Origin of the sequence: Staphylococcus sp. MB377, from assembly GCF_001922505.1 — a bacterium.
Taxonomy (GTDB): domain Bacteria; phylum Bacillota; class Bacilli; order Staphylococcales; family Staphylococcaceae; genus Staphylococcus; species Staphylococcus haemolyticus.
This window is the reverse complement of record NZ_MAON01000003.1, coordinates 1-20,793: the sequence shown is the minus strand read 5'-3', so window position 1 is coordinate 20,793 and position 20,793 is coordinate 1. Positions and strand designations below refer to the sequence as shown.

22 protein-coding genes and 1 rRNA gene are annotated in these 20,793 nt (G+C 34.3%); 2 read left to right on the top strand and 21 right to left on the bottom strand.

Annotated elements, in window-relative coordinates; all coding sequences use genetic code 11:
* Positions 1 to 103: 103 nt before the first annotated feature.
* The 17 genes from rplK to BB045_RS00690 form a co-directional block, all read right to left on the bottom strand.
* Positions 104 to 526, bottom strand: a complete 423-nt coding sequence (rplK, locus tag BB045_RS00770) for a 50S ribosomal protein L11 (protein ID WP_001832298.1) — start codon at positions 524 to 526, stop codon at positions 104 to 106.
* A gap of 186 nt (positions 527 to 712) precedes the next feature.
* The gene (gene nusG / locus BB045_RS00765; RefSeq protein ID WP_037552085.1) at positions 713 to 1,261 is read right to left on the bottom strand and encodes a transcription termination/antitermination protein NusG; all 549 of its coding nucleotides are present in this window, start codon (positions 1,259 to 1,261) and stop codon (positions 713 to 715) included.
* Between the two features lie 17 nt (positions 1,262 to 1,278).
* Positions 1,279 to 1,479 carry a preprotein translocase subunit SecE gene (gene secE / locus BB045_RS00760; protein WP_011276726.1) on the bottom strand — a complete coding sequence of 67 codons (201 nt, stop codon included), beginning with the start codon at positions 1,477 to 1,479 and terminating at the stop codon, positions 1,279 to 1,281.
* Between the two features lie 61 nt (positions 1,480 to 1,540).
* Positions 1,541 to 1,684, bottom strand: a complete 144-nt coding sequence (rpmG, locus tag BB045_RS00755; RefSeq protein ID WP_075140394.1) for a 50S ribosomal protein L33 — start codon at positions 1,682 to 1,684, stop codon at positions 1,541 to 1,543.
* Between the two features lie 95 nt (positions 1,685 to 1,779).
* Positions 1,780 to 2,370 carry a sigma-70 family RNA polymerase sigma factor gene (locus tag BB045_RS00750; RefSeq protein WP_075140393.1) on the bottom strand — a complete coding sequence of 197 codons (591 nt, stop codon included), beginning with the start codon at positions 2,368 to 2,370 and terminating at the stop codon, positions 1,780 to 1,782.
* A gap of 70 nt (positions 2,371 to 2,440) precedes the next feature.
* Positions 2,441 to 2,968, bottom strand: coding sequence for an NYN domain-containing protein (locus tag BB045_RS00745; RefSeq protein WP_011276728.1), 528 nt, complete (start codon positions 2,966 to 2,968; stop codon positions 2,441 to 2,443).
* On the bottom strand, positions 2,965 to 3,714 hold the full coding sequence (gene rlmB, locus BB045_RS00740) for a 23S rRNA (guanosine(2251)-2'-O)-methyltransferase RlmB (protein WP_037552088.1): 750 nt from the start codon (positions 3,712 to 3,714) through the stop codon (positions 2,965 to 2,967). Before rlmB ends, BB045_RS00745 begins: the two co-directional genes overlap by 4 nt.
* A gap of 8 nt (positions 3,715 to 3,722) precedes the next feature.
* The gene (locus BB045_RS00735; RefSeq protein WP_029376688.1) at positions 3,723 to 4,109 is read right to left on the bottom strand and encodes a Mini-ribonuclease 3; all 387 of its coding nucleotides are present in this window, start codon (positions 4,107 to 4,109) and stop codon (positions 3,723 to 3,725) included.
* Between the two features lies 1 nt (position 4,110).
* Positions 4,111 to 5,511 (bottom strand): cysteine--tRNA ligase, encoded by a 1,401-nt coding sequence (gene cysS, locus BB045_RS00730; protein WP_075140392.1) that lies wholly within the window; start codon positions 5,509 to 5,511, stop codon positions 4,111 to 4,113.
* Complete coding sequence (cysE, locus tag BB045_RS00725) at positions 5,495 to 6,124, bottom strand: serine O-acetyltransferase (RefSeq protein WP_172458793.1); 630 nt, start codon at positions 6,122 to 6,124, stop codon at positions 5,495 to 5,497. The genes cysS and cysE overlap by 17 nt, the downstream gene beginning before the upstream one ends.
* Before the next feature lie 455 nt (positions 6,125 to 6,579).
* Positions 6,580 to 8,034, bottom strand: a complete 1,455-nt coding sequence (gene gltX, locus BB045_RS00720) for a glutamate--tRNA ligase (RefSeq protein WP_070839404.1) — start codon at positions 8,032 to 8,034, stop codon at positions 6,580 to 6,582.
* Positions 8,035 to 8,478: 444 nt separating this feature from the next.
* Positions 8,479 to 9,546 carry a PIN/TRAM domain-containing protein gene (locus BB045_RS00715; protein WP_075140391.1) on the bottom strand — a complete coding sequence of 356 codons (1,068 nt, stop codon included), beginning with the start codon at positions 9,544 to 9,546 and terminating at the stop codon, positions 8,479 to 8,481.
* Positions 9,547 to 9,571: 25 nt separating this feature from the next.
* Entirely contained in the window at positions 9,572 to 10,936 is a 1,365-nt protein-coding gene (gene radA, locus BB045_RS00710; RefSeq protein ID WP_075140390.1) for a DNA repair protein RadA, read from the bottom strand.
* Positions 10,937 to 11,157: 221 nt separating this feature from the next.
* A complete protein-coding gene (locus tag BB045_RS00705) occupies positions 11,158 to 13,632 on the bottom strand; it encodes an ATP-dependent Clp protease ATP-binding subunit (RefSeq protein ID WP_075140389.1) in 2,475 nt (824 codons plus the stop codon).
* A 15-nt stretch (positions 13,633 to 13,647) separates the two neighbouring features.
* Positions 13,648 to 14,655 (bottom strand): protein arginine kinase, encoded by a 1,008-nt coding sequence (locus BB045_RS00700; protein WP_037552094.1) that lies wholly within the window; start codon positions 14,653 to 14,655, stop codon positions 13,648 to 13,650.
* Positions 14,648 to 15,211 (bottom strand): UvrB/UvrC motif-containing protein, encoded by a 564-nt coding sequence (locus tag BB045_RS00695; protein ID WP_011276738.1) that lies wholly within the window; start codon positions 15,209 to 15,211, stop codon positions 14,648 to 14,650. The genes BB045_RS00700 and BB045_RS00695 overlap by 8 nt, the downstream gene beginning before the upstream one ends.
* A 22-nt stretch (positions 15,212 to 15,233) precedes the next feature.
* Positions 15,234 to 15,695 carry a CtsR family transcriptional regulator gene (locus tag BB045_RS00690; RefSeq protein WP_070443018.1) on the bottom strand — a complete coding sequence of 154 codons (462 nt, stop codon included), beginning with the start codon at positions 15,693 to 15,695 and terminating at the stop codon, positions 15,234 to 15,236.
* Between the two features lie 154 nt (positions 15,696 to 15,849).
* Between BB045_RS00690 and BB045_RS00685 the strand changes: the two genes are divergently transcribed.
* Complete coding sequence (locus tag BB045_RS00685) at positions 15,850 to 17,064, top strand: NupC/NupG family nucleoside CNT transporter (RefSeq protein WP_037552096.1); 1,215 nt, start codon at positions 15,850 to 15,852, stop codon at positions 17,062 to 17,064.
* A gap of 105 nt (positions 17,065 to 17,169) precedes the next feature.
* Here the strand turns inward: BB045_RS00685 and pdxT are convergent, their stop codons facing one another.
* On the bottom strand, positions 17,170 to 17,724 hold the full coding sequence (pdxT, locus tag BB045_RS00680) for a pyridoxal 5'-phosphate synthase glutaminase subunit PdxT (protein ID WP_037552097.1): 555 nt from the start codon (positions 17,722 to 17,724) through the stop codon (positions 17,170 to 17,172).
* A gap of 3 nt (positions 17,725 to 17,727) precedes the next feature.
* Positions 17,728 to 18,615 (bottom strand): pyridoxal 5'-phosphate synthase lyase subunit PdxS, encoded by an 888-nt coding sequence (gene pdxS / locus BB045_RS00675; RefSeq protein ID WP_011276742.1) that lies wholly within the window; start codon positions 18,613 to 18,615, stop codon positions 17,728 to 17,730.
* Positions 18,616 to 18,716: 101 nt separating this feature from the next.
* Here pdxS and pdxR point away from each other — a divergent pair, with 101 nt between their 5' ends.
* The gene (gene pdxR, locus BB045_RS00670; RefSeq protein WP_037552098.1) at positions 18,717 to 20,078 is read left to right on the top strand and encodes a MocR-like pyridoxine biosynthesis transcription factor PdxR; all 1,362 of its coding nucleotides are present in this window, start codon (positions 18,717 to 18,719) and stop codon (positions 20,076 to 20,078) included.
* A gap of 81 nt (positions 20,079 to 20,159) precedes the next feature.
* Here the strand turns inward: pdxR and BB045_RS00665 are convergent, their stop codons facing one another.
* Complete coding sequence (locus BB045_RS00665; RefSeq protein ID WP_075140388.1) at positions 20,160 to 20,510, bottom strand: DoxX family protein; 351 nt, start codon at positions 20,508 to 20,510, stop codon at positions 20,160 to 20,162.
* Between the two features lie 151 nt (positions 20,511 to 20,661).
* A 5S ribosomal RNA gene (rrf, locus tag BB045_RS00660) occupies positions 20,662 to 20,776 on the bottom strand.
* Positions 20,777 to 20,793 lie beyond the last annotated feature (17 nt).

Below are 20,793 nucleotides of genomic sequence, written 5' to 3'. Positions count from 1 at the left end.
TAGTCACCCAGACTAATCATAGACAATATTGTCGTTGTCATTTCTGTTACCTGCTATCGTCTATCAGTTTATTTCAAAATTAAACTAACTTTGTATTCATTAATTATTGTACAGTGATACCCATACTACGAGCAGTACCTTCGATAATACGCATAGCTGCTTCTTCGTCTGCAGCGTTTAAGTCTTGCATTTTAGTTTGAGCAATTTCACGTACTTGATCTTTAGTTACTGTAGCAACTTTAGTTTTGTTAGGTTCACCAGAACCTTTTTCTACGCCAGCCGCTTTTTTAAGTAGTACTGGAGCCGGTGGAGTTTTAGTAATGAATGTAAATGAACGATCTTCATAAACACTGATTTCTACCGGAATGATTAAACCTGCTTGTTCTTGTGTACGTGCGTTGAATTCTTTACAGAATCCCATGATGTTCACACCTGCTTGACCTAATGCTGGACCAACTGGTGGTGCTGGGTTCGCTTTACCTGCAGGAATTTGTAATTTAACTACTTTTTCTACTTTTTTAGCCACGATGTGCACCTCCTTGATATCGTGATGTGGTCACAGGGCTCAGTTTTGCCCTCCCACTCATAAACATTTCGTGACGAAATGAGCGCTATAAAAACGCGACCACATTATTTTAACACTGAACCAACTTAAAAAGCAATAGTAAAATTTCATCTTTTTTGTTGTTCAATGTTTTTAAAATTTAATTGATTATAGTTTTTCTATTTGATCAAATTCAACTTCAACTGGTGTTTCTCTTCCAAACATATCAACTAATACTGTTAATTTAAATTTATCAGGTTCGATTTCTTGAACTTCTCCAACTTGATTAGCGAACGGTCCAAATTTAATACGAACTTGTTCTCCGACTTCTAATTCTACGTCGATTGTTTTTTCTTTAAGTCCCATTTGTTTTAAAATGAATCGCATTTCTTCAGGTAATAATGGGTTTGGTTTAGAACCAGCTCCAGCTGAACCAACGAATCCTGTAACACCTGGTGTGTTACGTACTACATACCAAGATTCATCAGTCATCACTAGTTCTACAAGTACATAACCAGGGAACGTTTTTTTTAGTTGCTTTTTAGCTTTACCATCTTTAACTTGTGTTTCTTCCTCTTCAGGTATGACAACTCTAAAAATCTGTTCTGTCATATTCATTGATTCTACTCTTTTTTCTAAATTCTTCTTAACTTTATTCTCATATCCAGAATACGTATGCACAGCATACCAACGCTTTGCGCCAACTTCTTCAGACATGTTGTCACTCCTTATTCTTATCTAAATAGTTCAATTAAATTCCCAATACCTATATCTAATACCCAGAAAAAGACCATAAAGAAGATTACTGTAGAAACTACAATTACAGTATATTTAAAAAGTTCTTCTTTTGTTGGCCAACTCGTTTTTTCCATTTCACTTTTAACGCCTTGGAAGAAACTGTCTTTTTCTTTGTTTGTGCCCTTATCTTTAGCCATCAAAATTACCTCCATACTCACAGTTAGTTAACCGTTAACTTTAATAGCAATACTTTCACTATTATTTAGACTCTTTATGAATCGTATGTGCATTACATCTCGAACAATATTTTTTTATTTCTAGTCTCGTTGCAGAAGTTTCTTTTTTCGGTACGTTATAATTTCTAGTACCACAAACATCACAAATTAAAGGTACTTTTTTCAAATCAGTTCACCTTTGCTCATTTTAATACCAGTATACTATACATAAACCTAACATTAAATGTCAAACAAGCGCCGTTGTGTATGAGTTGATACAACTTAATAAAGACGCCTCAATAAATAGTACTTCATTTTCATTTTACAACGTTGAATACTATTGTAAACCACTTTATCTTTAATACCTAGCTGTTTTGCAATTTCACTAGGCGAATAATCAGACATTAGTAATTCAGCTACGCTTCGCTCGAATCGACTTAATACTGTTAAACTACTCACTAGCAATTCTCGCTTCTCTTTTATCATAAAGATATCTTCAATATGTTTACTTGATTGATTCAATTTGTAATCAATAACATAGTCATTAATGATGCTTTCGTGCTTATCAGTCTCAATATATTTTCTTCTCCAAAAATCATTTCGCATCGATCGTACGATACAATTCAAATAGTGTTCGAAAGGAACATCTGTACTAAAATCAAATGTATGAAGTGCTAAATAAATCCTGATTAAAGTTTCTTGTACTAAATCTTCAATATCTTCATTTTTCATTCCATAACTTTTAAATTTTATAAAAAGTTTAGGTTGTATGTGGTTTACTATATCTATAAATAATCTCTCTTGTTCGTGACTACTACGACTATTTTGGAATGCTTTAAAGATCTTCTCTAGTTGTATAAATTGATGCGCCATAAACCTTACCTTTCAAATTAAGTTAGGCAAAGTTTATATGAAGTCATTTTCAAAAGACAAGTGGACGATTTTAATCTTTGTTATGATTCCCACGTCTAATCTTTTCAAATTCTGCTAATACATCATTTGATAACGAAATGCGAGTTCTCGGTTTACTTTCTGTGAAATCATCTAATGACTTACTCACTGTGATTTCATTTTCTCTTAAATCACGCCACATCTCTCTCGAAGATACACGATATGCGCCAGCACCAAATATTGCATGTTGCTCGCTCATATCACTGGTTACAACGGTAATATGTGTCGTGTGCTTGTTATATAAATTATAAACATAACGTTCTATATAGCTATCCGCAGTCTCTTTTTCTTTTGTAAATACTGTTTTTACACCATGATAAATGTATTCTCTTTCTATACCTGATTGTTCATACGCATCAAACACACATACAATTTCATCAGCTACAACAGCATTATAGTTTGCTATAGCATCTAATAATTGCTCTCGTGCTTCTTGCAAATTATCTTTTGCAATTTTACCGAGTTCAGGTGACTGTCCAATCATATTGTAGCCATCAATTATCAAATATTTATCTTTCATGCGTTATCTCCGATTTGATGACGTTTACGATATACTTCATACATCATTAAACTAGCAGCTACCGATGCATTGAGGCTATTAACATGTCCAACCATAGGTATTTTAATGTAAAAATCACATTTATCTTTCACTAATCTACTCATGCCTTGTCCTTCACTACCGATAACGATAGCTAATGGCATATCCGCCGCCATTTCTCTATAGTCTGTTGCATTATCCGCTTCAGCACCTGCTACCCAGTAGCCATGTTCTTTCAATTCGTCAATTGTTTTTGCTAAATTCGTAACACGCATAACTGGAACATGTTGTATCGCACCTGTTGACGCTTTAGCAACTGTTTGCGTTAATGCTACTGAACGTCTTTTAGGAATAATAACACCATCAACACCGCTAGCATCTGCCGTTCTCAATATAGAGCCTAAGTTATGCGGATCTTCAAGGCCATCTAAAATCACTACAGTTGATAAACCTTCTTTATCCTTTTGAGATTGAATAAATTGATCGAAATCAGCATATTCATATGGTGCAATAAGTGCAGCAACACCTTGATGAGGTGCATTTGCTAAATTATCTAATTTGGATTTTGGAACTGTTTGCACAATCAATTTTTGCTCTTTAGCATTTTGTAAAATATCATTGATTTGTTGCTTTCTGATTCCCTCTTGTATCCAAATTTTATTAATTGTATGACCAGAAACAATCGCTTCTTTAACAGCATGCCTACCGACAATAACGATATCTTCCACTGTTTTCACTACCTTTCATTGACTGTTTGAACAATCATATCAAGTAAATTTTCCAATCTTTCTTCTTGATGATCTAAATATAAATATCCAATGACTGCTTCTAAACCAGAACTTTTACGATAAGTTTGAATATCCGTATTTTTAGCCTTAGTGTGACTTTTAGCATTACGACCTCTTTTAACAATATCTAATTCTTCATCCGTGAACCAACCCATTTCAAATAATGTTTCTAAAGTTTGCGCCTGACTTTTCGCAGACACATAACTTTTCGAAACTTGATGCAATCGATTAGGCTTACTTTGTAATTTAAGAACGATATATTCTCGCACGTGCTGGTCCAACACTGCGTCACCCATGTAGGCTAATGTTAACGGGTTTAACAATTTAATATCCATATTATCCACGTTTAAAGCGTACACCTTGTGGCGTATCCTCTAATATAATGTTTTGTTCTTTAAGCATATCTCTTATTTCATCTGCACGTGCAAAGTCTTTATTTTTACGCGCTTCATTACGTTCTTCGATAAGCTTTTCAATATCTTCATCAAGTAACATATCTGATTTATTACCTTTTAGTGGAACTCCAAGTACATCACTAAATATCTGATAAACTTCTTTGAATCGAGAAATGACTTGAGTAGATGTATTGTTCTCTAAAACATATTTATTCGCAAGTTTAGATAAATCGTACCAAGCCGTAACAGCATTAGCAGTGTTGAAATCATCATCCATTACTGTCTCAAATTGCTCTAAAATAGCATCGATTTGTTCGATATATTTAGATTGGTCAACGATGTCTGTCGCGATTGTTTCACGTTCTTCTATCAATTGATAGCTATTACGAATGCGTTCTAAACCATTCTTAGCTGCATTAACAAGTTCTAGATTATAGTTAATAGGACTTCTATAATGTACGCTAATCATGAAGAATCGTAGTACGTCAGGATCTACTTCTTTTATGATGTCATGAACTAGTATAAAGTTACCTAACGATTTACTCATTTTCTCGTTATCTATATTTATAAAACCATTATGCATCCAGTAATTAGCAAATGGGGCATGATTATGCGCTTCTGATTGCGCAATTTCGTTTTCGTGATGAGGGAATTGTAAGTCAGAACCACCAGCATGAATATCAATTGTTTTGCCTAGTTCATGAAACGCCATTACTGAACATTCAATATGCCAACCTGGACGCCCTTCACCAAAAGGACTTTCCCAACTAATTTCACCTGGTTTTGCTTTTTTCCATAAAGTAAAGTCTAACGCATCTTCTTTTTGTTCCCCAGCTTCTATTCTTGCTCCTACCTTCAAATCATCTAATGACTGATGGCTTAATTTACCGTAACCTTCAAATTTGCGTGTTCTAAAGTAGACATCGCCGTCACTCTCATAAGCGTAACCTTCATCAACTAGCTCTTTAATAAAATCAATAATCTCATCCATATGATTCATTACACGTGGATTCGAAGTCGCTTTCTTAACGTTTAATGCACCAACATCTTCATAAAATGCTTTAATGTATCTATCTGCAATATCCGGTACACTCTCATTCAATTCCTTAGAACGGTTTATTAATTTATCGTCTACATCTGTGAAGTTTGAAACATAAATCACTTCGTATCCTTTATATTCAAAATATCTACGTACAACATCATAATTTATGGCAGGACGTGCATTACCAATGTGAATATAATTGTATACTGTCGGACCACAGACATACATTTTCACCTTACCTTGTTCGATAGGTTCAAATGTCTCTTTTTGACGCGTTAATGTATTATATAATGTAATCATCTTTAATCTCTCCGTTCTTCGCTTTTTCAAGTTGTTTTTCTAGTTGCTTAATTTGTTCATATAAAGGGTCGGGTAAATTACGGTGATCAAATGTTTTACCGATACGTTTACCCTCTTGTTTAACAATATGTCCAGGAATACCGACTACAGTCGTGTAACTTGGAACTGATTGTAATACCACTGAATTCGCACCAATATTCACATTTGAATCAATTTGAATATTACCTAACACTTTTGACCCAGCTGCGATTAATACATTATCGCCAATATCAGGGTGACGTTTTCCTTTTTCTTTGCCCGTACCCCCCAGTGTTACACCTTGATAAATAGTCACATTATCACCAATTGTACAAGTCTCACCAATTACTACACCCATACCATGGTCTATAAATAAGCGTTTGCCAATTTTCGCGCCTGGATGTATTTCAATACCTGTAAAGAAACGTGATACTTGAGATATAATTCTCGCCAATACGTAGCGTTTCTTATTATATAGTTTGTGTGCAATAAGGTGACTCCAAACTGCATGTAATCCAGCATATGTTGTAATAACCTCAAATGTTGTACGAGCTGCTGGGTCTTGTTCGAATACCATTTTCACATCGTCTCTCATTCTTTTTATCAAGACTGTCGCCCCCCTCAGTTTTTTAAAAAGTTTAAAAATTTCCAAATTTAATAACAAAATACTTAAATACACTCTAAATAAAATAATTAGCGCCCCTAACACTTAAGATGCTAGAGGCGCTACTGCACGGTTCCACTCTGTATTCTAGATAAATGCAAGCTAGTATATATATATAACTATAGATTACTAGATTCACTTTATCATACTCATTTACTATATTTAGTTGATTATACAAAGGTGCATTCAACATCGTCTATGGCGTACTCACAGCAACCGTACACTCTCTGAAATCATAGTCCAATATTTACTAATCCTTCGCCTTTAAATACTCATACCAAAATGGCTTCGCCATCTTTAACATTATCATATTTGCTTTAATGTGAAATTTCAAGTGTTAGATAAGTTAAATTAGCATCTCATTCGTGCAACTTGCCTGATGTCCTTTACACGAATTTTTTCAATCGTAAAAGTACTTTATCTTTACCTAATACTTCAATTGTATTAGGTAATTCAGGACCATGCATTTGACCAGTTACGGCAACACGAATAGGCATGAATAATTGTTTACCTTTAATACCTGTTTCCTTTTGTACTTCTTTAATTGTTTTCTTAATGTCAGCCGCTTCAAATGGTTCTAAAGCTTCTAATTTACCATATAAATGTGTCATCAATTCAGGAACTTGTTCTCCATTAATGACTTCTTGTTCTTCTTCTCCTAATTCAGGCATTTCATGGAAGAACATTTCAGATAAAGGTACAATTTCGCCAGCATAGCTCATTTCTTTTTGATATAGTGCCACTAATTTGCGACCCCATTCTTTATCATCTTCACTTGGAGATTCTGGGATTAAATTAGCTTTAATAAGATGAGGCAATGCAAGTTCAAATACTGTGTCAGTATCTTTTGTTTTCATATATTGGTTATTAACCCATGCTAATTTTTGTCTATCGAACATCGCTGGTGATTTAGAGAGACGTTTTTCATCAAAGATCTTAATAAATTCTTCTTTAGAAAAGATTTCTTCCTCTCCTTCTGGAGACCAACCTAATAATGTAATAAAGTTAAATAACGCTTCTGGCAAGTAACCTAAATCACGGTATTGCTCAATAAATTGTAAAATTTGGCCATCACGTTTACTTAATTTTTTACGTTCTTCATTAACAATTAGCGACATATGACCAAAGCGTGGCGCTTCCCAACCAAATGCTTCATAAATCATAAGTTGTTTTGGTGTGTTAGAAACGTGATCGTCACCACGAATAACATCGGAAATTTCCATGTAATGATCATCGATAGCTACAGCAAAGTTATAGGTAGGAATGCCATCTTTTTTAACGATAACCCAGTCACCTATATTGTTTGAATCGAATGAAATTTCACCTTTAACCATATCATTAAACGTATACGTTTGATCTTGAGGCACACGGAATCTAATTGATGGGCGACGACCTTCAGCTTCAAATTGTTGACGTTCTTCTTCAGTTAAATGTGCATGTTGACCACCGTAACGAGGCATTTCACCACGTGCGATTTGATCTTCACGTTCTTTTTCAAGCTCTTCTTCAGTCATGTAACATTTGTACGCTTTATCTTCGTCCAATAATTGTTGAATAAGTGGATTATAGATATCACCACGTTCTGATTGGCGATAAGGTCCATAACCTTTGTCTTTATCGATTGATTCGTCCCAATCTAATCCTAACCATTTTAAGTTATCAAATTGAGATGACTCACCATCTTCAAGATTACGTTTACTATCCGTATCTTCAATACGCACTACGAAATCACCATCATAATGCTTAGCAAATAAATAATTAAATAATGCAGTTCTTGCATTACCAATGTGTAAATATCCCGTTGGACTTGGCGCATATCTCACTCTAATGCGTTCACTCATCGTATTCACTCCTATAAATATTAGTTATGTTTTAACTTCGAATTTATACGCTTTATCTAATACAGGCTACAAACTTTACACTCTAACCGAGTCGTTCTACGCCAGTAAGAAACATCTTCAAACCATTAGAAAAAAGCTATTCTAAACTATCATTTTAGACATGTTCCCGAATAACTTTCCACTTTACATTAACCTTAGATAAAAGTTCGCATTTCTTCATTATTGTAGCACTAAATCAACACTTTGATAAGTCACTTGTTTGCGCTATAGATTATCATTAATTCATAAATATACTTTATGTAAATAGGTTCCATGCTTCGCTTCTTGAAAAGAGTGCCCTCCACATTTAGCGTTTCACATGAAACCTAATCACTTACAATAATTTAATTTTTTTATAATTGAACATATCTTCTTAATCTATAAGTTTAAAGAACATATTTATCATTATTTTGAATCGTCTATTTTTTTAGCGAAAATAATACGTCCTGATGATGTTTGTAATAAACTGATGACTTCTAAATCTACATATTTACCTACAAGTGATTTCGCATTGTCAACGACTACCATTGTGCCGTCATCTAAATAGCCTACACCTTGACCAGGCTCTTTACCCATTTTAGTCAATAGAATATTAATGCGGTCACCTTGATGAACATTCGGTTTAATTGCTTCAGATAAGTCGTTTACATTTAAAGCTTTAATTCCTTGAACGTGACATACTTTATTTAAATTAAAATCGGTAGTAATCACATGCGCATGATAAGTTTGTGTTAACTTTACCAATAGTTCATCAATATCACTGTGAGACTTTTGTGGATGTATCACGCGTGTAGGATACTCTAAGTCATACAATTCATTTAATATATCTAAACCGCGTTGTCCTTTCTCACGTTTCACACTATCATTCGCATCAGCTACAACTTGAAGTTCATTAATAACACCTTGCGGTATAAGGATTTCACCATCTATAAAACCACAACGAATGACATCTAAAATACGTCCATCGATAATTGCACTTGTATCTAAAAGTTTAGGTACAGCACTAATATTACTTTTAGACATAGAGCGTGCCATATTTTCCGGCAAGAACATTAACATTTCGTCACGCTTTTTCAAACCAAATTGGAAACCTAAATAACATAGCAATAATGTAATAATAAGTGGTACTAGATGATTTAATATCGTGTTTCCAATCATTTCTAGAATAAACGAAGCCATAACTGATATAAATAATCCAATGATAAGTCCAAGTGTTGCAAATAAAATTTCAACAGCACTACGTTGCATAATCCAATGTTCAATGGCTTTAAAAGTTTTCGTAACTTTATTAATAAAGAAGCCAAAAATCAAGAAAAATACTACTATTCCAATTAAGCCATCAATATAATAGTTATGTAAAAATGGGTAACCATCAATATTAAAATCCTTGAGTATTTCAGGTATTAACAAAATACCAAGTGCGGCACCTAGAATAATATATATGATGATTACAATTCCTTTTAATACTTTCATAAGTCTCACCTCTTTTTCACTTTATTTACGATTTGAATGCATATTTTAGTGCATCATGTACTGTAGACACTCCTACTACTTTAATGCCCTCAGGAAATTGCCATCCACCGATATTTGTCTGTGGAATAATAACACGTTCAAAGCCTAATTTAGCTGCTTCTTGAACACGTTGTTCAATTCGAGAAACACGTCTCACTTCACCGGTCAAACCTACTTCTCCAATATAACAATCAAGCCCATCTACTGCTTTATCTTTAAAACTTGAAGCTGTTGCTACTATAACACTTAAATCAACTGCCGGCTCTGTCAATCGAACGCCACCAGCTACTTTAATATATGCATCTTGTTGTTGTAATAAATAGTTTTCTTTTTTCTCTAATACAGCCATTAATAAACTCAAACGATTATGATCTATACCTGTTGCCATACGTCTAGGGTTATTAAATGTTGTAGGCGTCACTAAGGCCTGAACTTCTATTAATAGAGGTCGTGTACCTTCCATAGTTGCTACAATCGTTGATCCCGGCACATTGGTAGAACGTTCCTCTAAGAACATTTCAGAAGGATTATGAACGCCTTTTAACCCGCTTTGTTTCATCTCAAAAATGCCCATTTCATTAGTAGAACCAAAACGGTTCTTAACCGCTCTCAAGATACGATAAGCATGATGCTCATCTCCCTCAAAGTACAGTACAGTATCAACCATATGTTCTAATAGACGCGGTCCTGCAATTTGACCTTCTTTTGTAACATGTCCGACGATAAATGTTGCAATATTCATTTGTTTAGCAATATTCATTAAACTCTGTGTACTTTCTCTAACTTGAGACACAGAACCAGGTGCCGAACTAATTTCAGGATGATATATTGTTTGAATGGAATCCACAACTAAAATATCAGGTTGTGCTTGTTGAACTGTTTGATGTATTACCTCTAAATCTGTTTCTGCTAACACATTTAAATTACTCGAATCTTCATCTAGTCGATCGGCACGTAATTTAGTTTGATTTAGTGATTCTTCACCTGTAATATACAGTACATTTAATTTTTGTGACAATGATGCACAAATTTGCAGCAATAACGTTGATTTACCGATACCAGGATCTCCACCTATTAACACTAAAGAGCCACTTACAATGCCACCACCTAAAACGCGGTTGAACTCTTTTGATTCTGTCTGAGCTCTCGGTGTCACTTCATTCTTGATATCATTTAATTTCTGGACTTTTGCGCTAGACGTTGATGTCTTTACGCCGTGTTTAGGATTTGAAGCTTTTTCAACAATTTCCTCCATTTGATTCCATGACCCACAATTAGGACACTTTCCCATCCATTTTGGAGATTGATAGCCGCAAGCCATACACTCAAAAATCACTTTCTTTTTGGCCAAAATTGCACCCCCGATTTTTCTTTGAACAAATCTATTTTATATGTAACGTTGCACAATGACAAATGTAAACTTAAGCAAATTAGTATAAATTTGATTCTATTTATTTTAGTGATAATTAATACTTATAATGATTAAAATTGATTCATTGAAATCAAAAAATTAAAGCTGAGACATTCGAATATGATATGTCTCAGCTTATATTTAACATTAATTTTATAGTATTATGCTTTAGTTTCAGTTACTTCGTTGTCTTCATCTGAAATACCATTATTTTTTTCATTGATATTATATTTAAATTCATCACCATCATGGTCGATGACAACTTCTTTACCTTCAATTTGGTTACCGTCTAAAATTAATTCACTCAAGTTATCTTCAACTGTTTTTTGAATAGCTCTGATTAATGGACGGGCACCGTATTCTGGATCATAGCCTTCTTCAGCAATTTTTTCTTTTGCTTTATCAGTTACAACAATATTAATATCTTGCTCAGATAGTCGTTGTGTTAGTTTATTAACCATCATTGTAACGATTTCTTTCAATTCATCTTTAGAAAGTTTGTGGAATACGATGATGTCGTCAACACGGTTTAAGAACTCTGGGCGGAATGAATTTTTCAATTCTTTCATCATTGTCTTGCGAATTGTTTCATAGTCATGACCTTCAGAACTGCCACCGAAACCAGCAAAGCGTTGATCTTGTAATTCTTGAGCACCAACATTTGAAGTCATGATAATCACTGTATTTCGGAAATCAACTTGACGTCCTTTTGTATCAGTTAAATGACCATCGTCTAGAACTTGCAATAGAATATTAAATACATCTGGATGCGCCTTTTCGATTTCATCAAATAAGATAACTGAGTATGGTTTACGTCTTACTTTCTCAGTTAATTGGCCACCTTCATCATGACCTACATAGCCTGGAGGCGCTCCAACTAAACGACTCACAGCATGTTTTTCCATAAACTCACTCATATCAACGCGAATCATTGCATCTTCTTCACCAAACATTGATTCTGCTAATGCTCTAGCTAATTCTGTTTTACCTACACCTGTTGGACCTAAGAAGATAAAACTACCGATTGGACGTTTAGGATCTTTCAATCCTGCACGAGCACGGCGTACCGCTTTACTAATAGAAGTTACAGCATCATTTTGGCCTATAACTCTATCATGTAACGTTTGTTCAAGATTTAATAATCGATCTGATTCAGTTTCATTAATTTTTGTAAGCGGGATACCTGTCCAACCTGCAATGACTTCACCAATATCTTCTTTAGATAGAGAAGTGGATTGATCGCCTTGAGTTGTTTTCCACTCATTTTTGGCATCTTCATATTGTTTTTCAAGTTTAGTTTGTTTATCACGTAAATTAGCAGCATTTTCGAATTCTTGAGCATGAACTGCTGCGTCTTTTTCATTTTTTACTTTTTCAATTTCTTGCTCAATTTCTTTCAAGTTGTTAGGTGTTGTATGACTTTTCAGTCTTACTTTTGAACTTGCTTCATCAATTAAATCAATCGCTTTATCGGGTAAGAAACGATCTGATACATAACGATCACTTAATTTAGCAGCCGCTTCAAGTGCTTCATCTGAAATATTGATGCGGTGATGCGCTTCATAACGATCACGTAATCCCTTTAAAATTGCAATTGTGTCTTCAACTATTGGTTCATCAACTTGAATAGGTTGGAAACGACGTTCTAACGCTGCATCTTTCTCGATGTTTTTACGATATTCATCTAATGTTGTCGCACCGATACATTGTAATTCACCACGTGCTAATGCTGGTTTTAATATGTTTGACGCATCGATTGCGCCTTCAGCTCCACCAGCACCAACTAATGTGTGTAATTCATCAATGAATAAGATTACGTTACCAGCTTGATGAATTTCTTCCATTACCTTTTTCAAACGTTCTTCAAATTCACCACGATATTTAGTACCAGCTACAACTGTTCCCATATCAAGTGACATCACGCGTTTACCTTTAAGTGTCTCAGGTACTTCATTATTAACAATAGCTTGAGCAAGTCCTTCTGCAATTGCAGTTTTACCTACACCGGGTTCACCAATTAGTACAGGATTGTTTTTAGTACGACGACTTAACACTTCAATTACACGAGTAATTTCTTGATCTCTACCAACAACTGGATCTAACGTTCCATCTTTGGCAATGACAGTTAAATCACGTGCTAATCCATCTAATGTAGGGGTATTATTTGATTTATTTGCTGTAGCATTTTTATTGCTCATTTCAGGACTACCTAGTGCTTTGACGACTTGGGCACGCGCTTTTGTAATATTTAAATCAAGATTAGCAAATACGCGAGCAGCTACGCCTTCATTTTCACGAATTAAACCTAGTAATATGTGTTCTGTACCTACAAAGTTATGGTGTAACTTTCTTGCTTCATCCATTGAAAGTTCAATTACTTTCTTAGCTCTTGGTGTATAATGCAATGTTCCTGTTTGATCTTGTCCGTGACCGATTAATTTTTCGACTTCTTCAATCACTTTATCTTCGGTAATATTAAAGCTTTCTAATACTTTAGCAGCAATACCTTCTGGTTCTTTCATTAAACCTAATAACAAATGTTCTGTACCTATATTAGAATGATTTAAACGTATTGCTTCTTCTTGTGCGTGTGCTAGCACACGTTGTGCACGTTCAGTTAATCTACCAAATAGCATATATTTTTGTACCTCCTATTGAGTATATTCTCTTAATATATTGGCTCTCTTTTCATTTACAGAGATTGTTTCATCTTCATCGTTATAGATAAACGCTGATTGAATACTTACCATTAATTCATTAAATTTAAAATCACTCAATGTTAAATACCCTAAATCGATACCTAATTTCACTTCACTTAAACGATAAGAAGCTTCTTCCATTGAAATGATTCGACTATTTTGTAAAATACCCAATGACCGATAAATACGGTCTAGCGTTTCTAATTCATTGTATTGAGTTAAACGTTCACGAATTTGCATTTCTTCATTTATGATTTGTTGAACAACTTCAGTTAAATTATCTATGATTTCATCTTCAGTCTTACCAAGTGTTAATTGATTTGAGATTTGATAAATATGGCCATACACTTGCGAGCCTTCTCCATATATACCTCGAATTGTAAAACCGAAACGATTAATTGTCTGTGCAATACGATTCATACGTTTCATAATGGATAATCCTGGCAAGTGTAACATCACACTTGCTCGCATACCTGTACCAATATTTGTTGGACACGTAGTTAAATATCCTAAATGTTCATCATAACTAATGTCTAGTGATTGATCTAAAGTATCATCAATCTCACTAGCTTTGTTATATAAGTCGTGTAAAGATAAATCGGTGCCCATTGCTTGTATGCGTATATGATCTTCTTCATTAATCATAATACTTATTGATTCATCTTTATTCAATAACACTGCTGATGCGGGTTGTTTAATCAGTTCAGGACTAATTAAATGTTTTGCAACAAGTTTCATTTTGTTTTGTTGATCCATTGTATCCAAACGCATTAAATCTAAATCAGGCAATACATCTTGTACTTCATTTATAACTCTGAAGCCATCTTGTTCTGATGGAAACATGAGTGGGTGAACGTGATTTTCTAAATTTCTAGCCAATCGAACTCTTGATGACATAACAATTGGTGATTCTTCAGTTTCCTTCATCCATTCACTGATATGTGCATTCATATCACTCATTACGTTCCACCCCGCTCTCGTCTTTCAATGCTTTTATTTCGTCTCTAACGATAGCAGCCTCTTCAAAGTTTTGTTCATCTATTAGTACATTGAGATATTTTGTTTTTTCCTCAATTTGTTTCTTGATGGCAAGTTTCTTATGAGACGAACGAGGCGTTTTACCTACGTGTTCAAATTGTCCACCTTGAACGCGTCTTACTATATCTACGATGTCATCTTTGAAAGTGGCATAACAATTTGCACACCCGAATTTCCCTACATGCGCAATATCTTTTAATGTCATCTTACACGTTGGACATCGCTTCTCTTCTTGAAAAGCTACTTCATGGAAATTAATACCATGTTTCGTTGCCAAATGTTGCAATATTTGTTTGACGACAAATGCTTCTTCAATATCGTCTTGAAACTGAGAATGCGGGGATGGCGTTTCATTTTGTTGCCAAGGGTTTTCACCTTGAGCACATATAGAACATACCCATTTCTCAGAAGTGCCTTCTTTACTTTTTACTGTAAGTTTAACCTCTGCTTCATTTAAATGGCAGTTTTCGCAAAGCACACATAGACACCTCGCTTTTCTATTAATAAAAACTAATGATTGGTAACAAACGTTTTAAAATATTCGCTCTAATAATATCTCGAGCAACAACATCCATTTTCAAAGTCTCTCGATCAACTATAACTTGAATCATTCTTGCTTCTCTTTCACTAATGAGACCTTTATCTAGCAAACCATCTAAAATATAGTAAGCTTGTTGCTGGGAAATGGATGGCCCAATGATTTGCAACAGATGATTAATATACCCCGTTGCATCTTTATTTTCAATTTTGGTGATTCGGATATAACCTCCACCACCTCGTTTACTTTCTATTTCATAACCATGTTCGTTTGTGAATCTAGTTTTAATGACATAATTTAATTGAGAAGGTACACAGTCGAACCGTTGAGCAATATTTGCTCGTTGAATTTCTACCACGTCTTCATTACTTTCTTCGAATAACTTTTTAATGTATTGTTCTATGATGTCAGACATGTTGTGCATGATTTACCACCTCTTTTGACCTTCTTTGACTATATTATATGAGCATCTTTGACCTTTTTCAACCAATTTGTTTTTTAATTTTCTAAAATTATTGATGTTACATGTAAGAATTTATTGTATTATATTAGTTAAGTAAATTTAAAGGAGTAGAATTATGCATATTCTTATTGGGATTATAGGGATAATTTTCTTTTTGGCACTTGCATTTTTGTTTAGCTCTGACAGAAAAAATATCCGCTGGCAATATGTTGGTATTTTATTAGTTATCCAACTTGTGTTCGCGTTTATTTTATTGAAAACGACAGCAGGTATTACAGTTATTGGGGGCATTTCGGAAGGATTTAACTACTTATTACAAAAAGCTGCAGAAGGGGTTAACTTCGTGTTTGGCGGATTTAAGTTCGTAGATCCTAAAAACCCACCATTCTTCTTCAGTGTGTTACTACCAATTGTATTTATTTCAGCATTAATTGGTATCTTACAATATACTCGAATCTTACCATGGATTATTAATGTTTTAGGATTCTTAATTTCTAAAATTAATGGTATGGGACGTTTAGAATCATACAATGCAGTTGCTGCTGCAATCTTAGGTCAATCTGAAGTATTCATTTCATTGAAACAACAGTTACCTTACATACCTAAACAACGTTTGTACACATTAACAGCTTCAGCAATGTCTACAGTATCAGCGTCAATTATTGGTGCATACTTCACATTGATTGAACCTAAATATGTTGTTACAGCTGTTGTTTTAAACTTATTTGGTGGTTTCATTATTGCTTCAATCATTAACCCTTATAAAGTTAATGAAGAAGACGATAAACTATTAGTAGACGAAAGCGAAACTAAAAAACAGTCATTTTTCGAAATGTTAGGAGAATACATTTTAGATGGTTTCAAAGTTGCAGTAATCGTAGGCGCAATGTTAATTGGTTATATTGCAATCATCGCATTATTAAACGGTTTAGTAAGTGGTGCATTTAGCTTAGTATCAGGTGGCGCAATTAAATGGGACTTCCAAACATTAATCGGATTTGTCTTTGCACCATTAGCATTCTTAGCTGGTGTACCTTGGGAAGACGCTGTTAAATCAGGTTCCGTTATGGCAACTAAATTATTATCTAATGAATTTGTTGCAATGCAATCATTAGGTAACTTAAAAGATATATCTGAACATACAAAAGGTGTAACGTCTGTATTCTTAGTATCATTCGCAAACTTCAGTTCAATCGGTATTATCTCAGGTGCCATTAAATCACTTAACTCTGAAAAAGGTGATGTCGTAGCGCGCTTTGGACTTAAGTTATTATTTGGTGCAACATTAGTATCATTCATTTCAGCTGCAATTGCTGGTTTCTTTATCTAATATCGAAATTAAATAACCTAGAACTTCCAATATATAAAGAAGTTCTAGGTTATTTTTTTGCAAATTAAAGACTTTTAAAACATCCCCAAACTTGCCATTATTCATTTATTTAACCATATGATCAATAAAGTATTGCGTTACTCTGTAATCATCTGTTAATTCCGGATGGAATGATACGCCCAAATATTTGCCTTGCTTTACTGCTACAATCTTATCGCCAACTGTGCTTAATATTTCTACGCCCTCTTCAACACTAGCGATATGAGGTGCTCTAATAAATACACCTTCAATGTCTTCAGCAATACCTTTAATATCTAACTCTGCTTCAAAACTATCTACTTGTCGTCCAAATGAATTACGTTCAACAGTTATGTCTAATTTCTTCAAATAGCCAGTTTCACCTTCGACATCTTTCGCCAGTACGATAAGACCTGCACATGTGCCAAACATTGGTAAATCAGATTGTTGTAATTTTTCTTTAAATCCATATAAATCCATTAATCTTCGCAATGTAGTAGATTCGCCACCTGGAAGAATTAACCCATCTATCTCATCTAATTGTTCAACCTTTTTAACTGCAATACCTTCGTGACCACTAAGTTCAATATGACGGATGTGTTCACGTACGGCACCTTGCAATGCTAATACACCAATCTTCATATATTACCAACCACGCTCTTGCATACGTTCTTCTAATGAGATTTGATTAATATCTAAACCTTTCATTGCTGTGCCTAATTCTGAAGCTAATTTGCCAATAAGCTCATAATCTTGGTAATGCGTTGTAGCTTGAACAATTGCTTTAGCAAATTTCTCAGGATCTTCAGATTTGAAAATACCTGAACCAACAAATACACCATCAGCACCTAATTCCATCATTAAAGCAGCATCTTGAGGTGTAGCAACACCACCAGCTGCAAAGTTAACTACTGGTAAACGTCCGTGATCTTTGATTTGTTTTAAAACTTCATAAGGTGCACCAAGTTCTTTAGCATAAGTCATAATTTCATCGTCATTCATCACAACTAAGCGACTAACTTCTGAATTAACTTTTCTCATATGTCTAACTGCTTCTACAATGTTACCAGTACCAGGTTCACCTTTAGTACGTAACATTGCAGCACCTTCACCAATACGACGCGCAGCTTCACCTAAGTTACGACAACCACATACAAAAGGAACCGTGAATTGATCTTTTCTTAAATGATATTCTTCATCAGCAGGTGTTAACACTTCTGATTCATCAATATAATCTACGCCCATAGCTTCTAACACACGTGCTTCAGTAATATGACCAATACGTGCTTTCGCCATAACTGGAATTGATACAGCATTCATTACTTCTTCAACAATTTTAGGATTAGCGCTACGTGCTACCCCACCAGCTGCTCTGATGTCAGATGGTACACGTTCTAAAGCCATAACCGCAACTGCGCCAGCTTCTTCTGCAATTTTAGCTTGTTCTGCATTAACAACGTCCATAATAACGCCGCCTTTTTGCATCTCAGCCATTCCTCGTTTAACTCGATCTGATCCTACGATTTTTGACATAAAATTAACCCCTTTTCCAATTTGATTAAATTCATTTTAAGTTATAAACTGATATTTAAAAAGGTACAATTTATTTATAAAATTAGGGGTCAGTTATTAAAATGAAAAAGCAAAAATTATATATCTCACTTTATGAACAATTAAAAAACCAAATTATAGAAGGTCAATACCAAGCACAAGACAAATTTCCATCGAAACGCCAGTTAAGTGAACATTTATCTCTTAGTCATACAACGATTGAACACGCCTATCAACTCCTACTTGATGAAGGTTTTATATACTCTAAACCACGTTCTGGCTATTATGTTTCCGATATTCAGTCATTACCTGTCATCAATATTAATAATCAATTTATAGAAACCGAACCTAAGACACCTGAGAGTAAACAATACAAGTATGCTTTTAATTTAGCTGAAATTGATGCAGAATACTTCCCCCTCAACCTTTTCCGAAAGTATGCAAAAGAAGCCTTTGAAGATAATGAATTAGCACTTTTAGAAAAAGGTGATATCCAAGGAGAATTAAATTTACGTCAACAAATTGCCCATTATCTATTTAATAGTAGAGGGGTTTCGTGCCATCCCAATCAAATCGTCATTGGATCCTCTACAGAGCAGCTGCTAAACATGATTACAGATTTACTTAAAACATCATCTTTTATAATAGAAAAACCAAGTTATCCGCCCATAAAACATGTTTTAGATAAAAACAAGCATGATTATATACAGGCAACAGTTGAAAAAGATGGAATTAATATGATTGACATCATAAATTCTAATAATGATATTGTTTATATAACACCGTCACATCAGTTTCCTACAGGATATGTCATGAATTTAAAGAAACGAACACAGTTAATTAAATGGGCACATCAACAAAATAGCCGATATATAATTGAGGACGATTATGATTCAGAATTTAGATATTACGGTAAACCTATTCCAGCTTTACAAAGTTTAGATAAAAATGACAAAGTGATTTATATTAGTACATTTTCAAAGTCACTTTACCCGAGTTGCCGTATTGCTTATATTGTTTTACCTCAAAAATTATTACAATCTTATCTGTCAATGCCTTATAAAGAAAGCAACACAGTACCTGTGCATATCCAACAAATTATTGCTAACTTCATGTCATCTGGAAGTTTTGAGCGTCATTTAAATAAAATGAGAAAGATTTATAGAGAGAAACTAAATTATATATTAGAACGTTTGAAGCCACATGAAGATCAATTAAAAATCGAAGGTGCTTTAACAGGAATGCATTTTACTATAACTGTTGACAATGGACTTACAATGTCTCAATGCCTCCACAATGCTGAGAAACTGAAATTAAAATTGAACGTTTACAATTATGCGGAAGAAAATGAACTACTTCCAAAATTTATTATTGGATTTGGTGGTATTCCGAATCATAAACTTAAAGAGCACACTGACGTTTTAATAAAATCATTAACTGTATAGTAAAAAAAGCACGTCCATAAGTTAAAAACTTGTCGACGTGCCATCGTTTATATTAAGTAATAATTAGACATTAATAGTTTCTTAATACAGTTCAAGTGCTTTCTTCCAATTATAAGAAATCAATAAGGCTACACTCATCACCAATAGTATAATCACAAGTTCAGATGCCATATAACCTTGTGACAGATGGACAGTAAATAAAGCTCCAAGCATAATTACGATAAAGCCGGCAGCTACATAATTAGCAAATAAACCAATGATCATTAAAATGCCCCCGATGAATTCAAATAATCCTAAAATAACACCGAAGAAGGCAGGGAAACCTAAATCAGACATCATTGCCATTGGCTCTTTAAAGCAACCAAATACTTTTTGAGCACCATGTATTGTAAATGTAATACCTAACCTAAGTCTTATTAATAATAAACCAATATTCTTAATTCATCGACTTCAAATGCTTGCTCTTCGTAAAGCTATAACACTTTTATTTGTTGTTATCTTATTAAACCTTCGATTTTGTTTTTTATGCATAAAAAAAAAGACCTTTCGGTCTCGATATCGGCTCATCGCATCCATACGATTTGCCTAGCAACGTCCTACTCTAGCGGAACGTAAATCCAACTACCATCGGCGCTAAGGAGCTTAACTTCTGTGTTCGGCATGGGAACAGGTGTGACCTCCTTGCCATTGTCACCAGACAAGAGAATGATTATAC

Bases quoted from the DNA above. Each gene is read 5' to 3' on its own strand.
- nusG (WP_037552085.1), bottom strand. From the start codon at position 1,261: ATGTCTGAAGAAGTTGGCGCAAAGCGTTGGTATGCTGTGCATACGTAT.
- secE (WP_011276726.1), bottom strand. From the start codon at position 1,479: ATGGCTAAAGATAAGGGCACAAACAAAGAAAAAGACAGTTTCTTCCAA.
- BB045_RS00750 (WP_075140393.1), bottom strand. From the start codon at position 2,370: ATGGCGCATCAATTTATACAACTAGAGAAGATCTTTAAAGCATTCCAA.
- BB045_RS00745 (WP_011276728.1), bottom strand. From the start codon at position 2,968: ATGAAAGATAAATATTTGATAATTGATGGCTACAATATGATTGGACAG.
- BB045_RS00735 (WP_029376688.1), bottom strand. From the start codon at position 4,109: ATGGATATTAAATTGTTAAACCCGTTAACATTAGCCTACATGGGTGAC.
- cysS (WP_075140392.1), bottom strand. From the start codon at position 5,511: ATGATTACATTATATAATACATTAACGCGTCAAAAAGAGACATTTGAA.
- cysE (WP_172458793.1), bottom strand. From the start codon at position 6,124: ATGAGAGACGATGTGAAAATGGTATTCGAACAAGACCCAGCAGCTCGT.
- gltX (WP_070839404.1), bottom strand. From the start codon at position 8,034: ATGAGTGAACGCATTAGAGTGAGATATGCGCCAAGTCCAACGGGATAT.
- BB045_RS00715 (WP_075140391.1), bottom strand. From the start codon at position 9,546: ATGAAAGTATTAAAAGGAATTGTAATCATCATATATATTATTCTAGGT.
- BB045_RS00705 (WP_075140389.1), bottom strand. From the start codon at position 13,632: ATGCTATTTGGTAGATTAACTGAACGTGCACAACGTGTGCTAGCACAC.
- BB045_RS00700 (WP_037552094.1), bottom strand. From the start codon at position 14,655: ATGAGTGATATGAATGCACATATCAGTGAATGGATGAAGGAAACTGAA.
- BB045_RS00690 (WP_070443018.1), bottom strand. From the start codon at position 15,695: ATGCACAACATGTCTGACATCATAGAACAATACATTAAAAAGTTATTC.
- BB045_RS00685 (WP_037552096.1), top strand. From the start codon at position 15,850: ATGCATATTCTTATTGGGATTATAGGGATAATTTTCTTTTTGGCACTT.
- pdxT (WP_037552097.1), bottom strand. From the start codon at position 17,724: ATGAAGATTGGTGTATTAGCATTGCAAGGTGCCGTACGTGAACACATC.
- pdxS (WP_011276742.1), bottom strand. From the start codon at position 18,615: ATGTCAAAAATCGTAGGATCAGATCGAGTTAAACGAGGAATGGCTGAG.
- pdxR (WP_037552098.1), top strand. From the start codon at position 18,717: ATGAAAAAGCAAAAATTATATATCTCACTTTATGAACAATTAAAAAAC.